Origin of the sequence: Nonomuraea sp. NPDC049784 (genome assembly GCF_040659615.1) — a bacterium.
GTDB lineage: Bacteria > Actinomycetota > Actinomycetes > Streptosporangiales > Streptosporangiaceae > Nonomuraea.
In genome coordinates, this window is the sequence record NZ_JBFAMX010000247.1 from 1 (window position 1) to 14,578 (window position 14,578).

Consider the following 14,578-nt stretch of genomic DNA (forward strand, 5'->3'; position numbering starts at 1 on the left):
GGCCGCGCAACCCAGGTTCTGCCGCCTCTGCGGGGTCGACGACTCCCGCCTCGCCAGAACGGTGACGCGGATGATCGGCGCGCGGGAGTTGATGCATGCCGCTGCGCTGCTGGGCAGCCGCCGGCCCGGTCCGTGGACCTGGAGCCGGGTCGCGGGCGGCGCGCTGGACCTGACCCTGCTGGGCAGGGCGATGGCGAGCCGGTCGGGCCGCAGGCGCCGGCGGGTGGCCGCGGCGACGGCTGCCGTGACCGGCATCACGGCCCTGGACCTGGCCATCGCCCTGTACTCCTCCGGCCTCGGCGTCAGGCGGCCGATGAGGCTGCAGGCCTCGATCACCGTCAACCGGCCACGCGAGGAGGTCTACGCCTTCTGGCGCGACTTCGAGAACCTGCCCGCATTCATGCTCCACCTCGAGTCCGTACGGACCATGGGCGAGCGCCACTCGCGGTGGCGGGCCATGATCCCGACGGCGGATGTGGAGTGGGAGGCGGAGATCCTCGACGAGCGGGCCGGTGAGCTGATCGCCTGGGGATCGGTGCGCGGCTCCATGGTCACCACGACCGGCGCGGTCAGTTTCACCGACGCCCCCGCAGGGCGCGGCACGATGGTGCACGTCACGCTGGAGTACCGGGGACGCGGCCGCGCTCCCGGCACCGCCGTGGCCAGGATGTTCGGCGCATACCCGGAGCAGCAGGTCCGTGACGACCTACGCCGCTTCAAGCAGATCATGGAGACGGGAGAAGTGCTGCTCTCCGAGGCCAGCCCGGAGGGCATCCGGCTGCTGCGCCAGCTCAGGCAGCGCCCCGCCCAGCCGGTGGGAGGACGGTCATGAAGGCCAACTGCTGGATGGGACGCAACACCGTCGAGGTGCTGGACGTGCCGGAGCCGCGGATCCTCAACGCGCACGACGCCGTCGTCCGCGTCACCTCGACCGCCATCTGCGGCTCCGACCTGCATCTCCTCGACGGCTACATCCCGACGGTGAAGAAGGGCGACGTCCTCGGCCACGAGTTCATGGGCGAGGTCGTGGAGGTCGGCCCCGAGGTGGCGAACCTGCGTCCAGGCGACCGGGTGGTCGTGCCGTTCCCGATCGCCTGCGGCCGCTGCTTCGCCTGCGAGGAGGGCCTGTATTCGATCTGCGAGAACTCCAACCCCAACGCGGGCATGGCCGAGAAGCTGATGGGGCACGCGCCGGCGGGCGTCTTCGGCTACTCGCACATGCTCGGCGGCTTCGCCGGCGGTCAGGCCGAGTACGTGCGCGTGCCGTTCGCCGACGTGGGACCGATCAAGATCGAGGACGACCTGCCGGACGAGAAGGTGCTGTTCCTGTCCGACATCCTGCCGACCGGCTACATGGGCGCGGAAATGTGCGACATCAAGCCGGGGCAGACGATCGCGGTCTGGGGCGCGGGCCCGGTCGGGCAGTTCGCCGTGGCCAGCGCCTACATGCTCGGCGCGGGCAAGGTCATCTGCATCGACCGCTACCCGTACCGGCTGGAGTACGCCCGGCGCGCGGGCGCGTACACGCTCAACTACGAGGAAGTGGACGTGCTGGATGCGCTGCGCGACATGACGGGCGGGCTCGGGCCCGACGCCTGCATCGACGCCGTCGGCATGGAGGCCCACCACCCGACCCCAGCCATGTACGGCTACGACCGCCTCAAGCAGGCCATGCGGATGGAGACGGATCGCTCGTACGTGCTGCGCGAGGCCATCCTGGCCTGCCGCAACGGCGGCGTGGTGTCCGTCATCGGCGTTTACGGCGGGCTGCTGGACAAGTTCCCGATGGGCTCGCTGATGAACCGGTCGCTGACGCTGCGCACCGGCCAATGCCACGTCCAGCGCTACCTGCAGCCCCTGCTGGACAGGATCCGCGCCGGCGAGATCGACCCGAGCTTCGTCATCTCGCACCGGATGCCGCTCAGCGAGGCGCCGCACGGCTTCGAGCTGTTCAAGAACAAGCAGGACGATTGCAACAAGGTCGTCCTGACACCCTGAGTCGCGCAGGGCGGCCACCGCGAACCGGGTGGCCGCCCTGCGCTCAGGAACCGTCGTCCGCCGCCGGCCGGCGGGGGGCGGGCTCGCGGCCGGGTGGCTGGTGGAGGCGCTGCTCCGGCACCGGGGTCGGCGGGTTCGGCAGGGTTACGGGCTCCGCGTGCAGCGGGAACGGCTCACCGTGGTGGATCAACGTGATCGGCGGGCCGTCCAGCAGCCGGTAGCTCGTCCTCCCGCTCGTGACGCTGACGTGCAGCAGGCTGCCGCGGTAGCGCAGCCGGAAGGCCAGCCGGGTGATGCCCGGCGGCAGCCTCGGGGCGAAGCACATCCGGCCCTGCCCGACGCGCATCCCGCCGAATCCCGCGACGAGGGAGATCCACACCCCGGCCAGCGAGGCCATGTGGAGCCCGTCGACGGTGTTCCTCTCCAGGTCCGCCAGGTCCATCATGGCCGCCTCGCCGAGGTACCGATCGGCGAGCTCCAGCTGCCCCACCTCGGCGGCGATCACCGCCTGGGTGCAGGCGGACAACGACGAGTCGCGAACCGTCAGTGCCTCGTAGTAGGCGAAGTCGCGGGCCTTCTGCTCGGGAGTGAACGCGTCGCCGCGCAGGTGCAGCGCCAGCACGAGGTCCGCCTGCTTGACGACCTGCCGGCGGTAGAGGTCGAAATAGGGGAAATGCAGGAGCAGCGGGTACTGATCCGGCTTGGTGGCGGCGAAATTCCAGAACCCGTGCCGGGTGAACCCCTCGCTCTGCGGGTGCACGCCCAGCCGCTCGTCATAGGGGACGGCCATCGCGCCCGCCCCGTCCCGCCACCTCGTGGTCTCCTCCTCGGTGATCTCGAGGCGTGCCGCCAGGTCGGGATGGCGGGCGGCGACCTCGGCCGCCTCACGCAGGTTCTGCTGGGCCATCAGGTTGGTGTAGATGTTGTTGTCGGCGACGGCGCTGTACTCGTCGGGCCCGGTCACGCCGTCGATGCGGTACCGCCCGTCGGTGTCGTGATGGCCGAGGGCGCACCACAGCCGGGCCGTCCCGGACAGCAGCGGCAGGCCGGTGTCGCGCTCGAACGCCGTGTCCCCGGTGGCGTCGACGTACTGCGTGACCGCGTGGGCGATGTCGGCGTTGATGTGGAACGCCGCGGTCCCGGCGGGCCAGTAGCCGGAGCACTCCTCGCCGTTGATCGTCCGCCAGGGGAAGGCGGTCCCGGAGAGCCCGAGCTGCGTGGCGCGCGCCTCCGCCAGCGGCAGGGTCGACTTCCGCCACGACAGCGCGTCCGCGACGGCCCGCGGGTACGTGTAGGTGAGCACGGGCAGCACGAAGATCTCGGTGTCCCAGAAGGCATGACCGTCATAGCCCGAGCCGGTCAGCCCTTTGGCCGGGATGGGGCGGTCCTCCAGACGCGCGGCCGACTGCAGCAGGTGGAACATCGCGAAACGTACGGCCTGCTGCACCTCGGCGTCGCCCTCGACCTCTACGTCCGCGCCCTCCCAGAACCTGTCGAGGAACTGCCGCTGATCCGAGCACAGCCCGTCCCAGCCGACCAGCCGGGCGGCCGCCAGCGCCGCGACGACCTGATCGTGCATGGCGGGCCGCGAACGCCGGGCCGACCAGCCGTAGGAGAAGAACTTGACCAGCCGCAACCGCCGGCCTGGAGTAAGGCGGGTGGCGACCGTCACCCGGCTGACATCGCCGCTTGCCTGCGCATCGATCTGTGTGTCATCCGGCCCGTCGATCTCGTGGCACATGGCGGCGGCCACCCGCAGGCCGCTGGCCCGGGTGTGGTGAACCATGATCGCCAAGCCGTCCGTGGCCGGGATGTTCTCTTCGAGGATCAGCGGCGACTCCAGAGGGGTGGCCGTACGCGGGTCGGCGCCCATGTACTGCCGGGTCTCGTTGGCGACGAGCTCTGACTGCACGACCACGTTCCGGGGCTGGTCGACGGCTTCGACCTCGTACAGGATCGCGGCCACCGCGCGGTGGGTGAAGGACACCAGCCGCGTGGTCGTGAGCCGCACCCGGCCTCCGGTCGGGGAGCTCCAGAGGGCTCTGCGGGTCAGCGTCCCCGCGCGCAGGTCCAGCGCCCGCTCGTGCTCGTGCAGCGTGCCGTACCGCACGTCGAACGGCTCGTCGTCCACCAGCAGCCGGATCACCTTGCCGTTGGTGACGTTCACCACCGTCTGCCCCGACTCCGGATAGCCGTAGGCCGACTCGGCGTACGGCAGCGGCCTCACCTCATAGAAGCCGTCGAGGTAGGTGCCTGGCTCCCCGTACGGCTCGCCCTCCTCGAGGTTGCCGCGCAGACCGATGTGCCCGTTGGACAACGCGAACACCGACTCGGTCTGCGCCAGCACGTCCAGGTCAAGCCGGCACTCCCGCACCGACCACGGCTCGACCGCGAACGCCGGATGTTGGATCATCGCGCCACCTCGTCACGTGGTTCCAGCAGCTCGGCGAGGTCGTTCACCACGATGTCGGCGCCGTGCTCGCGCAACGCGTCCGCCTGCCCGGCCCGGTCGACGCCGACGACGAAGGCGAACCGCCCCGCCCGGCCCGCCGCGACCCCGGCCAGCGCGTCCTCGAACACCGCCGCCTCCGACGGCTTCAGCCCGAGCGCCTCGGCGCCCGCGAGGTACATGTCCGGGGCCGGCTTGCCGGCGAGATTCCGCTGCCGGGCCACCACCCCGTCGACGCACGCCTCGAAATGTTCGGTGAGACCGGCGGCTGACAGGACCCGGGCGGTGTTGGCGCTCGACGACACGACGGCCCTGCGCAGTCCCGCGTCCCGCGCGGCCAGTACATATCGGACAGAGCCGGGGAACGTCTCCACGCCGTCCCTGTCGATGACCGCCTGAACGAGCGCGTTCTTCCGGTTGCTCAGCGCGTGCACGGTCAGCGCGTCCTGCGGATCGTCAGGCGACCCCTCGGGCAGGCTGATCCCACGCGCCTCAAGGAAGCTCCTCGTGCCGTCCAGCCGCTCCTTGCCGTCGACGTAGCGGTCGTAGTCGGCGGTCGCGTCGAACGGCACGAACGGTTCCCCCGTCCGGTCGGCCCATCGCCGCAGGAACTCGTCGAACATCGACTTCCACGCGGCGGCGTGCACCGTCGCGGTGCGCGTGAGCACGCCGTCCATGTCGAAGAGACACCCGCGGACTCCGTCAGGCAGCCCGAGCATCAGCCCTCCGATCCGCACATGTTCCGTACCTCCCTGCGACTACCCCGCATCCGCTGCTTCTCACCGGGGGGCCTCCGCCTCGCCAAGGGGCAGGCGCAGGACGAAACGTGCGCCTCGCGGGCTGTCCTCGATGGTGAGGGAGCCGCCGTGGGCCTGGGCGATCTGGCGGGCGATCGGCAGGCCGAGGCCGGTGCCGCCGGGGTCTTTGACGCGCGAGGCATTCAGGCGGACGAACCGCTGGAAGACCGTTTCCCGTAGGTGAGCGGGGATGCCCTCCCCGTCGTCGGCCACCTCCAGGACGGCCGTGCCGGGCTCGCGGCCGACGGTGACGGTGACGGCGGAGCAGGCGTGACGTTCGGCGTTGTCGAGCAGGTTGGTCAGGAGCCGGGCCAGGCCGATGTGCTCTCCCTTGACGATGACGCCGGGGGTGAGGCGGCGGACCACATCGACGCCGCGAGGCCGCCGGTCGAGTTCGTCCTGCACGAGATCGCTCAGATTGACGACGTCGTGGGGGGCGCCGCGGCCGGCGTCCAGCCGGGACATCTGCAGCAGATCGGCGACCAGGTCCTGCTGGCGTTCGACGCTGCCGAGCAGCATGTCGGCCGTCTTGGGCCAGTCGGTCTCCTTGGGGTACATCATCGCCTGCTCCAGTTGCGCGCGCATCGCGGTGAGCGGGCTGCGGAGATCGTGGGAGGCGTCGGAGGCGAATCTGAGCTGCTGCTCGACCGCCGCCTGCGCCCGGTCCAGCATGCGGTTCGTGACCTGCGCGAGTTCGTGCAGTTCGTCGTCGTACTTGGGCATCGGCACCCGGTGGGTCAGATCGCTCTTGGTGATCTTGGCGAGCTGGTGGCTGATCGCCGCCACGGGGGCGAGCGTCCTGCTCACGATGAGATAGGTGCCGATCGCGGTCATCGCCACGAGCAGGAGCGCGCCGCCGACGAGCGCCGTCAGCTGCGCCGGGTGGCTGTACCAGGCAGGGGCCGGGGTGGCCGCGTACAGCATCCAGGTGCCCTCGTCGAGGGGGATGGGGAACCTCAGCACGATCATGCACCGGCCCCGGAAGGCGGGCAGGTCACACCGCTCCTGGGACGCGTAATTCGCCGAGTTCGCGGCGGAGTCCGCCAGCAGGGGCCTGGCCGTGCCTTTCAGGTTCGGGCTGGACGCGATCAGTTTTCCTTTCGCGTCGAACAACTGGGCGGCCTCGCTCACCCCGCCGGACAGGATGTGCGGGGCGCCGTTCAGCCGGACGTTGTCGCTGACGCGCACCGCCTCGGCGATCAGAGTGTCCCGCCGATAGTCCGCCATCTGGTGTCGCAGTCCTGCCAGAGCCATCACGACGCCGACGACGCACACCACCGCCATGGTGGCGGTGGCCGCCAACGTCAAACGGGACCTGATGGAATACCCATGCCACAAACCCATCTCCGTCACCGCCCCCCTGGGAGAGGCCCCCTGTCTTCAATTCCCTCCCTTCACCAGCCAAAAGGAGATTCAGCGCCATAAGAGGGCAAACCCCGCCGGAATGGTCAGACCGGCTCTCCCCGACGCGAGGTGTGCAGGTAGCCGGCGGCGGCGCCGAGCAGCGCCACTCCCCAGAGCAGGAAGACCGGATAGGTCCCCGAGAACCCCCAGCTGCCGTCGAGCACCTGGGTGCCGCCACCCGGCGCGCATGTGCGGGTGATGCCGAAGGCCAGGCATTTCGTCATCATCGCGCCGTACTGGCCGACCAGCAGGCCGACCGTCACCGCCGGAACCACGGCGAGGCCGGGCGGCACCCGCCGGCCGCCCGCCAGCGGCACCCACCCCGGCACGACCTGCCCCCACCGGCTGATCAGCCCCAGCGTCAGGCAGGCCCCGGCCAGCGGCCCGGCGACGAGCAGCCCCCAGAACACCGCAGAGCCGCGCAGCGCCGCCAGTCCGGGAACGGAGTCCGGCGCCACACCGAACGGCACGCCCAGCCCCCACAGCAGGTGCGGAACCGAGAAGCCCAGCACCGGCACGCCTGCCGCCACCCAGGTCACCACCCCGGCCCAGCGCGCGGGCCGCACAGTCCCGTCGGCCCGCCGCTCGGGCGGGCGTGCGGCGGTGCGCGCGCCGTAGCGGACGGTGGCGAGGGCGAGGAGCAGCCCCAGTGCGGCGAGCAGGAGCTGCCAGGCGAGCGCGGGGTCGTCGAGCTTGCCGAACGCCAGCCGCATCACCAGGTTTCCCGGCGCCACCAGCATGAGCACGGCCGCTCCCGCCGAGCCCGCGACCACCAGCGCCGGTCGTACACGTGATCTCATAGCCGGCCACGCTAATTTCCGGCGCCCTGCCGCGATCTCCTCCCCAGGAGTGAAAGTGCTCCCCCGCGAGGGGGATTCTCAGGTGATCACTACAGACCTGCGGCTTGTCAGCGTGGATCACGGCGCAGCGGGTGGCCGGACGGGACCTGCACCAGGACGATCCGATGCCCGTCGGGATCCTCGATCCACAGCTCGATGAGGCCCCACGGCTCCATGCGCGCCTCGCGTACCACCGTAACCCCCGCCTCCCGGAGCAGTTTCTCCTCCCGCGCCACATCGCGTACCTGCAGCCAGAGTGACAGCCCCGGGCCGGCCTCATCGTCGGAGTGTCCCGAGAGCTCCAGGAACCCCTGACCCAGGAAGAAGACCACACCGGGCTGATCAACGGGGCCGAACTCCCGATAGACGGCCAGGCCGAGCGTCTCGCCGTAGAAGCGGAGGCTGCGCGCGAGATCCTTCGGACGCAGCAGCACCCGGCTACTCAGCACCTCCATGACTGGACCTGTTCCCCGCCGGACGGGCATGAACGCGCCCGAGGCTGAGCCGTGAGCCTCGTCGGCCTCCAGATGGGTGCTCGCCGACGTCCTGGCGGGCCCGGCGGTCACACTTTGACAGGCAAGTGGCGGCTTGCCTATCATCGCCGTATGGGCGATGTCTTCAAGGCACTCGCCGACCCCACCCGGCGGACCATTCTCGACGAGCTGACCGAGCGCGACGGCCAGACCTTGTTCGAGATCTGTGTCCGCCTGACGAGTCGACATCAGCTGAGCCTGACCCGGCAGGCCGTATCCCAGCATCTGGCGGTGCTGGAGGAGGCCGGGCTGATCACGACGCGCAAGCAGGGGCGGTACAAGTTCCATTACCTCGACACCACTCCGCTGGCCGCCATCTTCGAGCGGTGGCCGGTGACCAGGAAAGGACAGGAACCGTGAAGATCTACGTCACCAGTGTGTTCGTGGACGACCAGCAGAAGGCCCTCGACTTCTACACCGAGGTGCTCGGCTTCACCAAGAAGCACGACATCCCGCTGGGCGGCCCCCGGTGGCTGACGGTCGTCTCACCGGAGGACCCCGAGGGCACGGAGTTGCTGCTGGAGCCGGACGGGCACCCCGCGGTCAAGCCGTACAAGAAGGCGCTGGTCGCCGACGGCATTCCGGCCGCCTCGTTCCAGGTCGCGGACGTGCAGGCGGAGTACGAGCGGCTGCGCGGGCTGGGGGTGACGTTCACGCAGGAGCCGATGGCGGCAGGGGCGGTGACCATGGCGGTCTTCGACGACACCTGCGGGAACCTGATCCAGGTTGTGACCCCGGCCTAGTACCAAGTGCCCTCCATCAGCCGCATCGTCCACTACCAGCTCACCGACGATGACGCCGATGCCATCAACCGGCGCCCACACCGCTGCGGGTGAGGTAGGTCAGCGCTCCTCGACGCTCGGCGATGCCGGGCGAGGTGTGCAGCGCTATCGCCTCCCAGACCGCATCTGTCTCGCGTGTGCCGTAGCCGTGCCCAAGGCGACGGAGAAGACCCCGAACGACGCCCGGCCGGCGACGATCGACGTCGTCGCCGGCCGGGCGCGTGGAGGAGGTGCTATGGGGCTTTACTGCGGGGCGTCGAAGGTCCAGTCGGCGCGGGCACCCGGGCCAACGGTAAGGGTCGAACGTCCGATCCGCTCCTCGTGCTGAGTCGCCACGGAGCGGTTGAGCGACATGCTGACCTGCTTCAGGCCCGCCTGCTCACGCGCAACGGAGTCGAGCTGGATGGTGGTGCCGCCGCCCATCGCGATGACGCCGCCGCCGGTGGTCGCGACGTCGAATCCGCCCGCCTTGAGCAGCGGGACCGTGTTGGCGAGGTCGCGCGCGGTGACGCCGATGCGGATGTACGTGATGTCACGCATCAGATGGTCGGCGTAGGCGTCGGGCAGATAGCGCTCGCGGCTGACGTCCCCGGTGTAGCTCGCCGGCTCGGTCTGGCTGCGCGGGTCGGCGAAGTACTCCGGGAAGTACTCCATCGCCCACGGGTCGAAGGCCTCGTACTGGGCGGCGGTGGTGCGGATCGTGTCGAACCACGGGATCGGGACGCCGTCGCCGAAGTCCCGCGTCTGGCGGTACTCGGCCGGGTCGCTGATGCCCAGGGCGGCCAGCTGCGTGGTCACCTTGCCCAGGTCACCGGCGCGCTCTGTCGACACGCCCAGCCCGGCGGAGCCGTAGAGGGCGTCCTGGCCGGGCAGGTCGCCCTCGCCGAACAGCTCGATGTAGGTCTCGCGGCCCTTGAGGTAGCGGCCCTTCCAGGTCAGTCCGCCACCGGTCGTGGTGCGGACCTCGAAGTTGGCGAACTCCCGCAGGTAGGCGGAGTTCTCGATGGTGTCGGCCGTCTCCCGGTCGACGACGCTGTAAGCGTGGTTGTAGAACAGCAACTGCTTCTGGGACGACGCCTGAGCCTGGTCGGCCTGCGCTGTCCCCACACCGCCCGCGATCGCTCCGGTGAGCGCGACGGTGCAGGTCGCGGTGAGGACAGTGATCATCCGTAATGTCCGGCGAATCAGCATGGAAGTGATCTTAGAGCGAGGATGATCACCTTAACTATCGTTTTGACAGGACCATACAGCCAATGTGGCGATCTCATAGCGGCGATGTGGCGAGCCCGTCACGTCGCTCCGTCCCCTCCGCCGTGCACCTGCGCCCGCCCCCCGCGGTGGGCTCAGTTCTTCACCAAGCGGGTCAGAGCCGAGCACGACGCCCCACTCGGCGGTGTCGCGCGCGGGGGTTCAAACGTTGTGGAAGAAGTCTCCGCCGAAGCTGCTGATGAAGAACTCGCTGTCGCTGGAGGCCGAAATGTTGTTGACGCGCAACGTGACGCCGATCCCGAATGCGATGTCGGCCTGGCGGACGGAGAAGACGTTCCTGGCATCGACTCCTTGCGAGTGATCGCCTGAAAGACGCATTTCCGAGAACCTGGAGATACGGCGGGGTCCGTCGAAGACGTGCACCTCTATGATCTCGCTGTTCTGACGTGCGTGGAACAGGACCAGCACCTTGTCAAGGGTGGCGCGGTCGTTCTCCATGATGACCGGCGTGGGGATCGGCAGGTGGATCCATTCGGCCCGGCCGGCCGGGATCGTGAAGGTCACCCCGAAACCCTGGCGGAGCGTTCGCAGATTGGCGGTCTCGGGGAATGCCGTGTATCCCGACGCCCAGGATGCGTACAACTTCTCTGCCATGGCTGTTCCTTCCGGTCCGAAGCTGAGGCCCCTTCAGATTCGGCTACAGCTCGCGGACTGTCGTGAGTACCCCCTACTCAGATGCAGGCCAAGCGTCTTTACGACTTGTGACGCTGCCGTGGCGGTTCCCGGACGGCACCGCACGCCTGTTCTTCACCATGCCCGGGCACGCCAACGGCGACGCGCTTTCCGACGCGCTGAGGTGGCCCCGCAAGGAGAACCGCGGGGCCACCGTCGAGAGCGTGCTCTTGGCCGAGGGCGAGAGCCCGAAGGCGGTCGCGCGCTCCGACGGCCCGCCTCCGCGGCTGACGGCCTGCAGACGGCCCAAGAGATCAATCAGTGGCGGCCGAGATCACCTCACGTAGATGTTCGGCCTGGGTGGCGTGGGCATGCCGTCACCGATGAAGAAGCTGGTGTGCGGTGGCTGGTTGTAGGCCGTGTTCTGCCAGGCGACGGACACCCGGTAGAGCGGGTCGTGCATCAGGGTGTAGATGCGCCGGTCGGTCGGCGTGGTCGTGGCGTAGATCCGCAGGGCCCGGTTGTCGCTCGTGGGCCAGATGACCTCCTCGCGCCAGTCGCCGAACAGGTCCGCCGACAGCGACGGGGTGGCCTTGGTGCCGTTGTTGGAGTGCACGCCCGAGGCGGTCAGCAGGCGGGTGTCGGAGCTGGTGCCGTACTTGTCGATCCGCGTCTGGTCGAGCAACTCCCTGAGCGGGTCGGCGTCCCACCAGATCAGGAAGTTGACCGAGGACGGTTCGCGGCCGGCGTTGTTGCCGGTGACGCTGCGCAGGTTGGTGTCGGCGGCGGACCAGAACTCACTGGCGATCCTGACCGTCGAGATGTCGCCGGCCACGCCGCGGCCGTTGTCGCCGTTGGCCGGGGTGGACCAGAGGATCTGGCCGTTGTGCGGGTCGATGTAGAGCGAGGAGGGCTGCGAGCCCGACTCGCTCAACTTGAAGTACTCCAGGCCCGGCCTGGCCGGATCGAAGTCGCCCAGGTGCTGGGCGTCGCCGTGGCCGGTGCCCGTGGTCCACATGCCGGTGCCGTTGTCGTTGACGGCCATGGCGCCGTACACGATCTCGTCCCTGCCGTCCTGGTCGATGTCGCCGACCGACAGGCTGTGGCTGCCCTGGCCGGTCCACTGCGAGCCGGCCGAGTTGCTGTCGAACGTCCAGCGCTTGGTGAGCGTGCCGTTGCGGAAGTCCCAGGCGGCGATCACGGAGCGGGTGTAGTAGCCGCGCGCCATGATCAGCGATGGACGCTCCCCGTCCAGGTACGCCGTCCCGGCCAGGAACCGGTCCACCCGGTTGCCGTACGAGTCACCCCAGGACGAGACGGTGCCGCGGGGCGGGTCGTAGTTGACCGTGGACATCGCGGCGCCGGTCTGGCCGTTGAACATGGTCAGGTACTCGGGGCCGGACAGGACGTACCCGCTGGAGTTGCGGTAGTCGGCCGACGCGCTGCCGATGACCGTGCCCTGGCCGTCCCTGGTGCCGTCGGCGGTCTTCATCGCGACCTCGGCCCGGCCGTCGCCGTCGTAGTCGTAGACCTGGAACTGGGTGTAGTGGGCGCCCGCGCGGATGTTGCGGCCCAGGTCGATGCGCCACAGGCGGGTGCCGTCCAGCCGGTACGCGTCCACGTACACGTTGCCGGTGTAGCCGGACTGGGAGTTGTCCTTGGAGTTGGACGGGTCCCACTTGAGCACGATCTCGTACCGGCCGTCGCCGTCCACGTCGCCGACGCTGGCATCGTTGGCGCTGTAGGTGTAGGCGACGCCTTCCGGCGTGGTGCCTCCGGACGGCGGCTGGATCGGCACGTCGAGGTAGGAGCCGCCGGTGAAGCGGAGCGAGGCGGGCGAGGCGGTCTGCTCGGCCCCGCCGACCACCGCCCTGACCGTGTACGAGGCGTCGGCGGCCGCGCCGTTGTCGACGTAGTTGGTGGAACTGGTGAGGTTCGAGGCGACCCTGGTGGAGCCCCGGTACACGTTGAAGGCCACACCGTCGGGGTCCGTCCCGAGCAGCCGCCAGGACACGAGGTTGCCCGATCCCGACCGGACGCTGATCAGACCGCGGTCAAGGTCCTCCATCTGCTTCGTGGGCGGTGCGGCCTGGGCGGGGACGCCGCCGATCGCCAGGGCGAGGACCGCCACCATGCCGGCCAGTCGTAAACGCACGTTTCTGACTCCCTTCGCGGTAAGCGCTTTCCCGAGGCCCCGAAAAAAGAAAGTTTCATCGCGGGCTCCGGCCGAGGGTTAGCGCTAACACGGAAATGCCGAAAAGGAGGATTTCCGTGGTGAGGGCTGGAGCTGCGGGAACGGTCACGGGACTCTCCTCGTCGGCGGCAGGGGCGGCTTGCCCCGCGCCGCGCGGTATTAAAGCCCCCGCCTCTAACACCCGCAAGCCCCCGGAGTCAGGTCAGGGCGTCCAGTGCGCGGTCGACATCGTCGGCGGTGTTGTAGACGTGGAAACTGGCGCGCACCTTTCCCGCGCGGACGGCCGCGCGGATCCCGGCCGCCGCCAGCCGCTCGCCCGGGGCGTCCACGGAGACGATGGCGGTGCCGGACGGCTCCAGGCCGAGCCCGGTCCTGAACCGGTTGGCGAGGGCGACATTGTGGTCGCGGATCCGCTCGATGCCGAGCTTGTTGAGCAGCTCGATGGCCGGGGCGGCGCCGACGTAGGAGAACCAGGCCGGCGACAGGTCGAACGCCCGCGCGTCCGGCGCCAGCCGCAGCGGCGGGCCGTAGTAGGAGCCGCCCTCGTCGGCGCCGCCGTACCAGTTGGCGGCCAGCGGGCGCATGCGCTCGCGCAGGCCGGGCGACAGATAGCCGAACGCGGCCCCGCGTGGCGCCATGAGCCACTTGTACGCGGCGCAGGCCAGCGCGTCGATGCCCTCGACGCCGACGGGCAGCCAGCCGGAGGCCTGAGAGCCGTCGGCGATGACGAGCGCGTCATGGGCACGGGCGGCCTCGATGATGTCCTGGAGCGGCGCGACGTAGCCGGTGGCGGACTGGACGAGGCTGAAGGCGACCGCGGCGGTGGAGCCGTCGATCGCGTCGGCCAGCCTGTCGGCGGGGACGGTCTCGACCTCGGCGGCCACCGCCCACGGGAACAGGTTGCTGGTGAACTCGATCTCCGGCACCACGACGCGTGCGCCCGGCGGGAGCGCCGTGGCCACGGTGGACATGATCTGGGAGACGGTGGAGCTGACGCTGACATCGCCGGCCGGGGCGCCGATGAGGCGGGCGAAGGCTTCGCGGGAACGGCCCACGGAGGCGTCCCACGGTTTCCAGTCGCTGCTGCCGTGCCGCCAGTCGGTCAGGACGGCCTGGAGCTCTTCGAAGGCGTGGCGAGGGGGCAGGCCGTAGGAGGCGGTGTTGAGCCAGCCGGGGGCGGCGTCCCAGAGCTTGCCCGCCGAGGCGATGTCCATGTGATCAGCTTATGGCGCTCAGCGCGGACGGTGTACGGCAGCCTTTCAGGGCGATCGGTGCGGGCGATGTGCGCCCTGCCACAGCGCGGGCCAGCCGCCGTTGCCGAGCCAGGCGGCCGGGGCCCGGAGCCCCTCCGCGGCCACCCGCTCCCAGAACGCCTCGAGGTCGGCGCCCAGCTCCGCGGCCCCGGGCATCGCGCGCTGCCATGGCCCGCCGGGGTCCTGCAGATCCGAGCGCGGGAAGCCGGGCACGGTGATCTCGCCGGGCGCGGTCACCGGCGCCGTCGGCGGCGCATCGTCCGGCCAGGAGGTGATCGCCAGTACGAGCGCGCAGAGCACGTCCGTGTCCGGGTGGCGGGCGAGGTGCTGCGCGAGCACGGGGTCGCCGGCGCGGGCGAGGCGGCCGAGCGCGGCACGGATCCTGCGTGCCACCAGCTCCATCGAGCGGGCCTGGGCAATGGCCCCATGGCGGGCCAGCTTGCGCAGC

General features: G+C 70.0%; 15 protein-coding genes. 5 read left to right on the forward strand and 10 right to left on the reverse strand.

The window, feature by feature from the left end; translation table 11 throughout:
- Positions 1-832, forward strand: an 832-nt coding sequence (locus AB0J09_RS35925) for an SRPBCC family protein (RefSeq protein WP_360700872.1), incomplete at its 5' end; no start/stop codon positions are given.
- A complete protein-coding gene (locus AB0J09_RS35930) occupies positions 829-1,998 on the forward strand; it encodes a zinc-dependent alcohol dehydrogenase (protein WP_360700875.1) in 1,170 nt (389 codons plus the stop codon). The genes AB0J09_RS35925 and AB0J09_RS35930, both read left to right, overlap by 4 nt.
- A gap of 43 nt (positions 1,999-2,041) precedes the next feature.
- On the opposite strand, the gene AB0J09_RS35935 is transcribed toward AB0J09_RS35930, so the two are convergent.
- The 5 genes from AB0J09_RS35935 to AB0J09_RS35955 all read right to left on the reverse strand — a co-directional run bounded on the left by AB0J09_RS35935 (position 2,042) and on the right by AB0J09_RS35955 (position 7,942).
- Positions 2,042-4,411 carry a glycosyl hydrolase family 65 protein gene (locus AB0J09_RS35935; protein ID WP_360700877.1) on the reverse strand — a complete coding sequence of 790 codons (2,370 nt, stop codon included), beginning with the start codon at positions 4,409-4,411 and terminating at the stop codon, positions 2,042-2,044.
- A complete protein-coding gene (locus tag AB0J09_RS35940; protein ID WP_360700906.1) occupies positions 4,408-5,166 on the reverse strand; it encodes a beta-phosphoglucomutase family hydrolase in 759 nt (252 codons plus the stop codon). Before AB0J09_RS35940 ends, AB0J09_RS35935 begins: the two co-directional genes overlap by 4 nt.
- Positions 5,167-5,226: 60 nt before the next feature.
- Entirely contained in the window at positions 5,227-6,546 is a 1,320-nt protein-coding gene (locus AB0J09_RS35945) for a HAMP domain-containing sensor histidine kinase (protein WP_360700880.1), read from the reverse strand.
- Between the two features lie 146 nt (positions 6,547-6,692).
- Positions 6,693-7,448: a hypothetical protein gene (locus AB0J09_RS35950; RefSeq protein ID WP_360700883.1), complete on the reverse strand. Its 756-nt coding sequence runs from the start codon at positions 7,446-7,448 to the stop codon at positions 6,693-6,695.
- Positions 7,449-7,555: 107 nt separating this feature from the next.
- Complete coding sequence (locus AB0J09_RS35955; protein WP_360700886.1) at positions 7,556-7,942, reverse strand: VOC family protein; 387 nt, start codon at positions 7,940-7,942, stop codon at positions 7,556-7,558.
- 150 nt (positions 7,943-8,092) lie between these two features.
- Here AB0J09_RS35955 and AB0J09_RS35960 point away from each other — a divergent pair, with 150 nt between their 5' ends.
- Complete coding sequence (locus AB0J09_RS35960) at positions 8,093-8,380, forward strand: metalloregulator ArsR/SmtB family transcription factor (RefSeq protein WP_360700888.1); 288 nt, start codon at positions 8,093-8,095, stop codon at positions 8,378-8,380.
- Complete coding sequence (locus AB0J09_RS35965; protein ID WP_360700891.1) at positions 8,377-8,763, forward strand: VOC family protein; 387 nt, start codon at positions 8,377-8,379, stop codon at positions 8,761-8,763. Before AB0J09_RS35960 ends, AB0J09_RS35965 begins: the two co-directional genes overlap by 4 nt.
- 282 nt (positions 8,764-9,045) lie before the next feature.
- On the opposite strand, the gene AB0J09_RS35970 is transcribed toward AB0J09_RS35965, so the two are convergent.
- Together AB0J09_RS35970 and AB0J09_RS35975 are read right to left on the reverse strand one after the other, a co-directional pair.
- Positions 9,046-9,993 carry a DUF5829 family protein gene (locus tag AB0J09_RS35970; RefSeq protein ID WP_360700894.1) on the reverse strand — a complete coding sequence of 316 codons (948 nt, stop codon included), beginning with the start codon at positions 9,991-9,993 and terminating at the stop codon, positions 9,046-9,048.
- A 219-nt stretch (positions 9,994-10,212) separates the two neighbouring features.
- Entirely contained in the window at positions 10,213-10,665 is a 453-nt protein-coding gene (locus tag AB0J09_RS35975) for a DUF6623 family protein (protein ID WP_360700896.1), read from the reverse strand.
- 107 nt (positions 10,666-10,772) lie between these two features.
- Here AB0J09_RS35975 and AB0J09_RS35980 point away from each other — a divergent pair, with 107 nt between their 5' ends.
- Positions 10,773-11,030, forward strand: coding sequence for a hypothetical protein (locus AB0J09_RS35980; RefSeq protein ID WP_360700899.1), 258 nt, complete (start codon positions 10,773-10,775; stop codon positions 11,028-11,030).
- Here the strand turns inward: AB0J09_RS35980 and AB0J09_RS35985 are convergent.
- The 3 genes from AB0J09_RS35985 to AB0J09_RS35995 form a co-directional block, all read right to left on the reverse strand.
- The gene (locus AB0J09_RS35985) at positions 11,018-12,817 is read right to left on the reverse strand and encodes a rhamnogalacturonan lyase (protein ID WP_360700909.1); all 1,800 of its coding nucleotides are present in this window, start codon (positions 12,815-12,817) and stop codon (positions 11,018-11,020) included. The genes AB0J09_RS35980 and AB0J09_RS35985 overlap by 13 nt on opposite strands.
- A gap of 257 nt (positions 12,818-13,074) precedes the next feature.
- Complete coding sequence (locus tag AB0J09_RS35990; RefSeq protein WP_360700901.1) at positions 13,075-14,091, reverse strand: aminotransferase class V-fold PLP-dependent enzyme; 1,017 nt, start codon at positions 14,089-14,091, stop codon at positions 13,075-13,077.
- Between the two features lie 45 nt (positions 14,092-14,136).
- The coding region (locus AB0J09_RS35995; protein ID WP_360700903.1) for a hypothetical protein at positions 14,137-14,578 on the reverse strand (442 nt) is incomplete at its 5' end.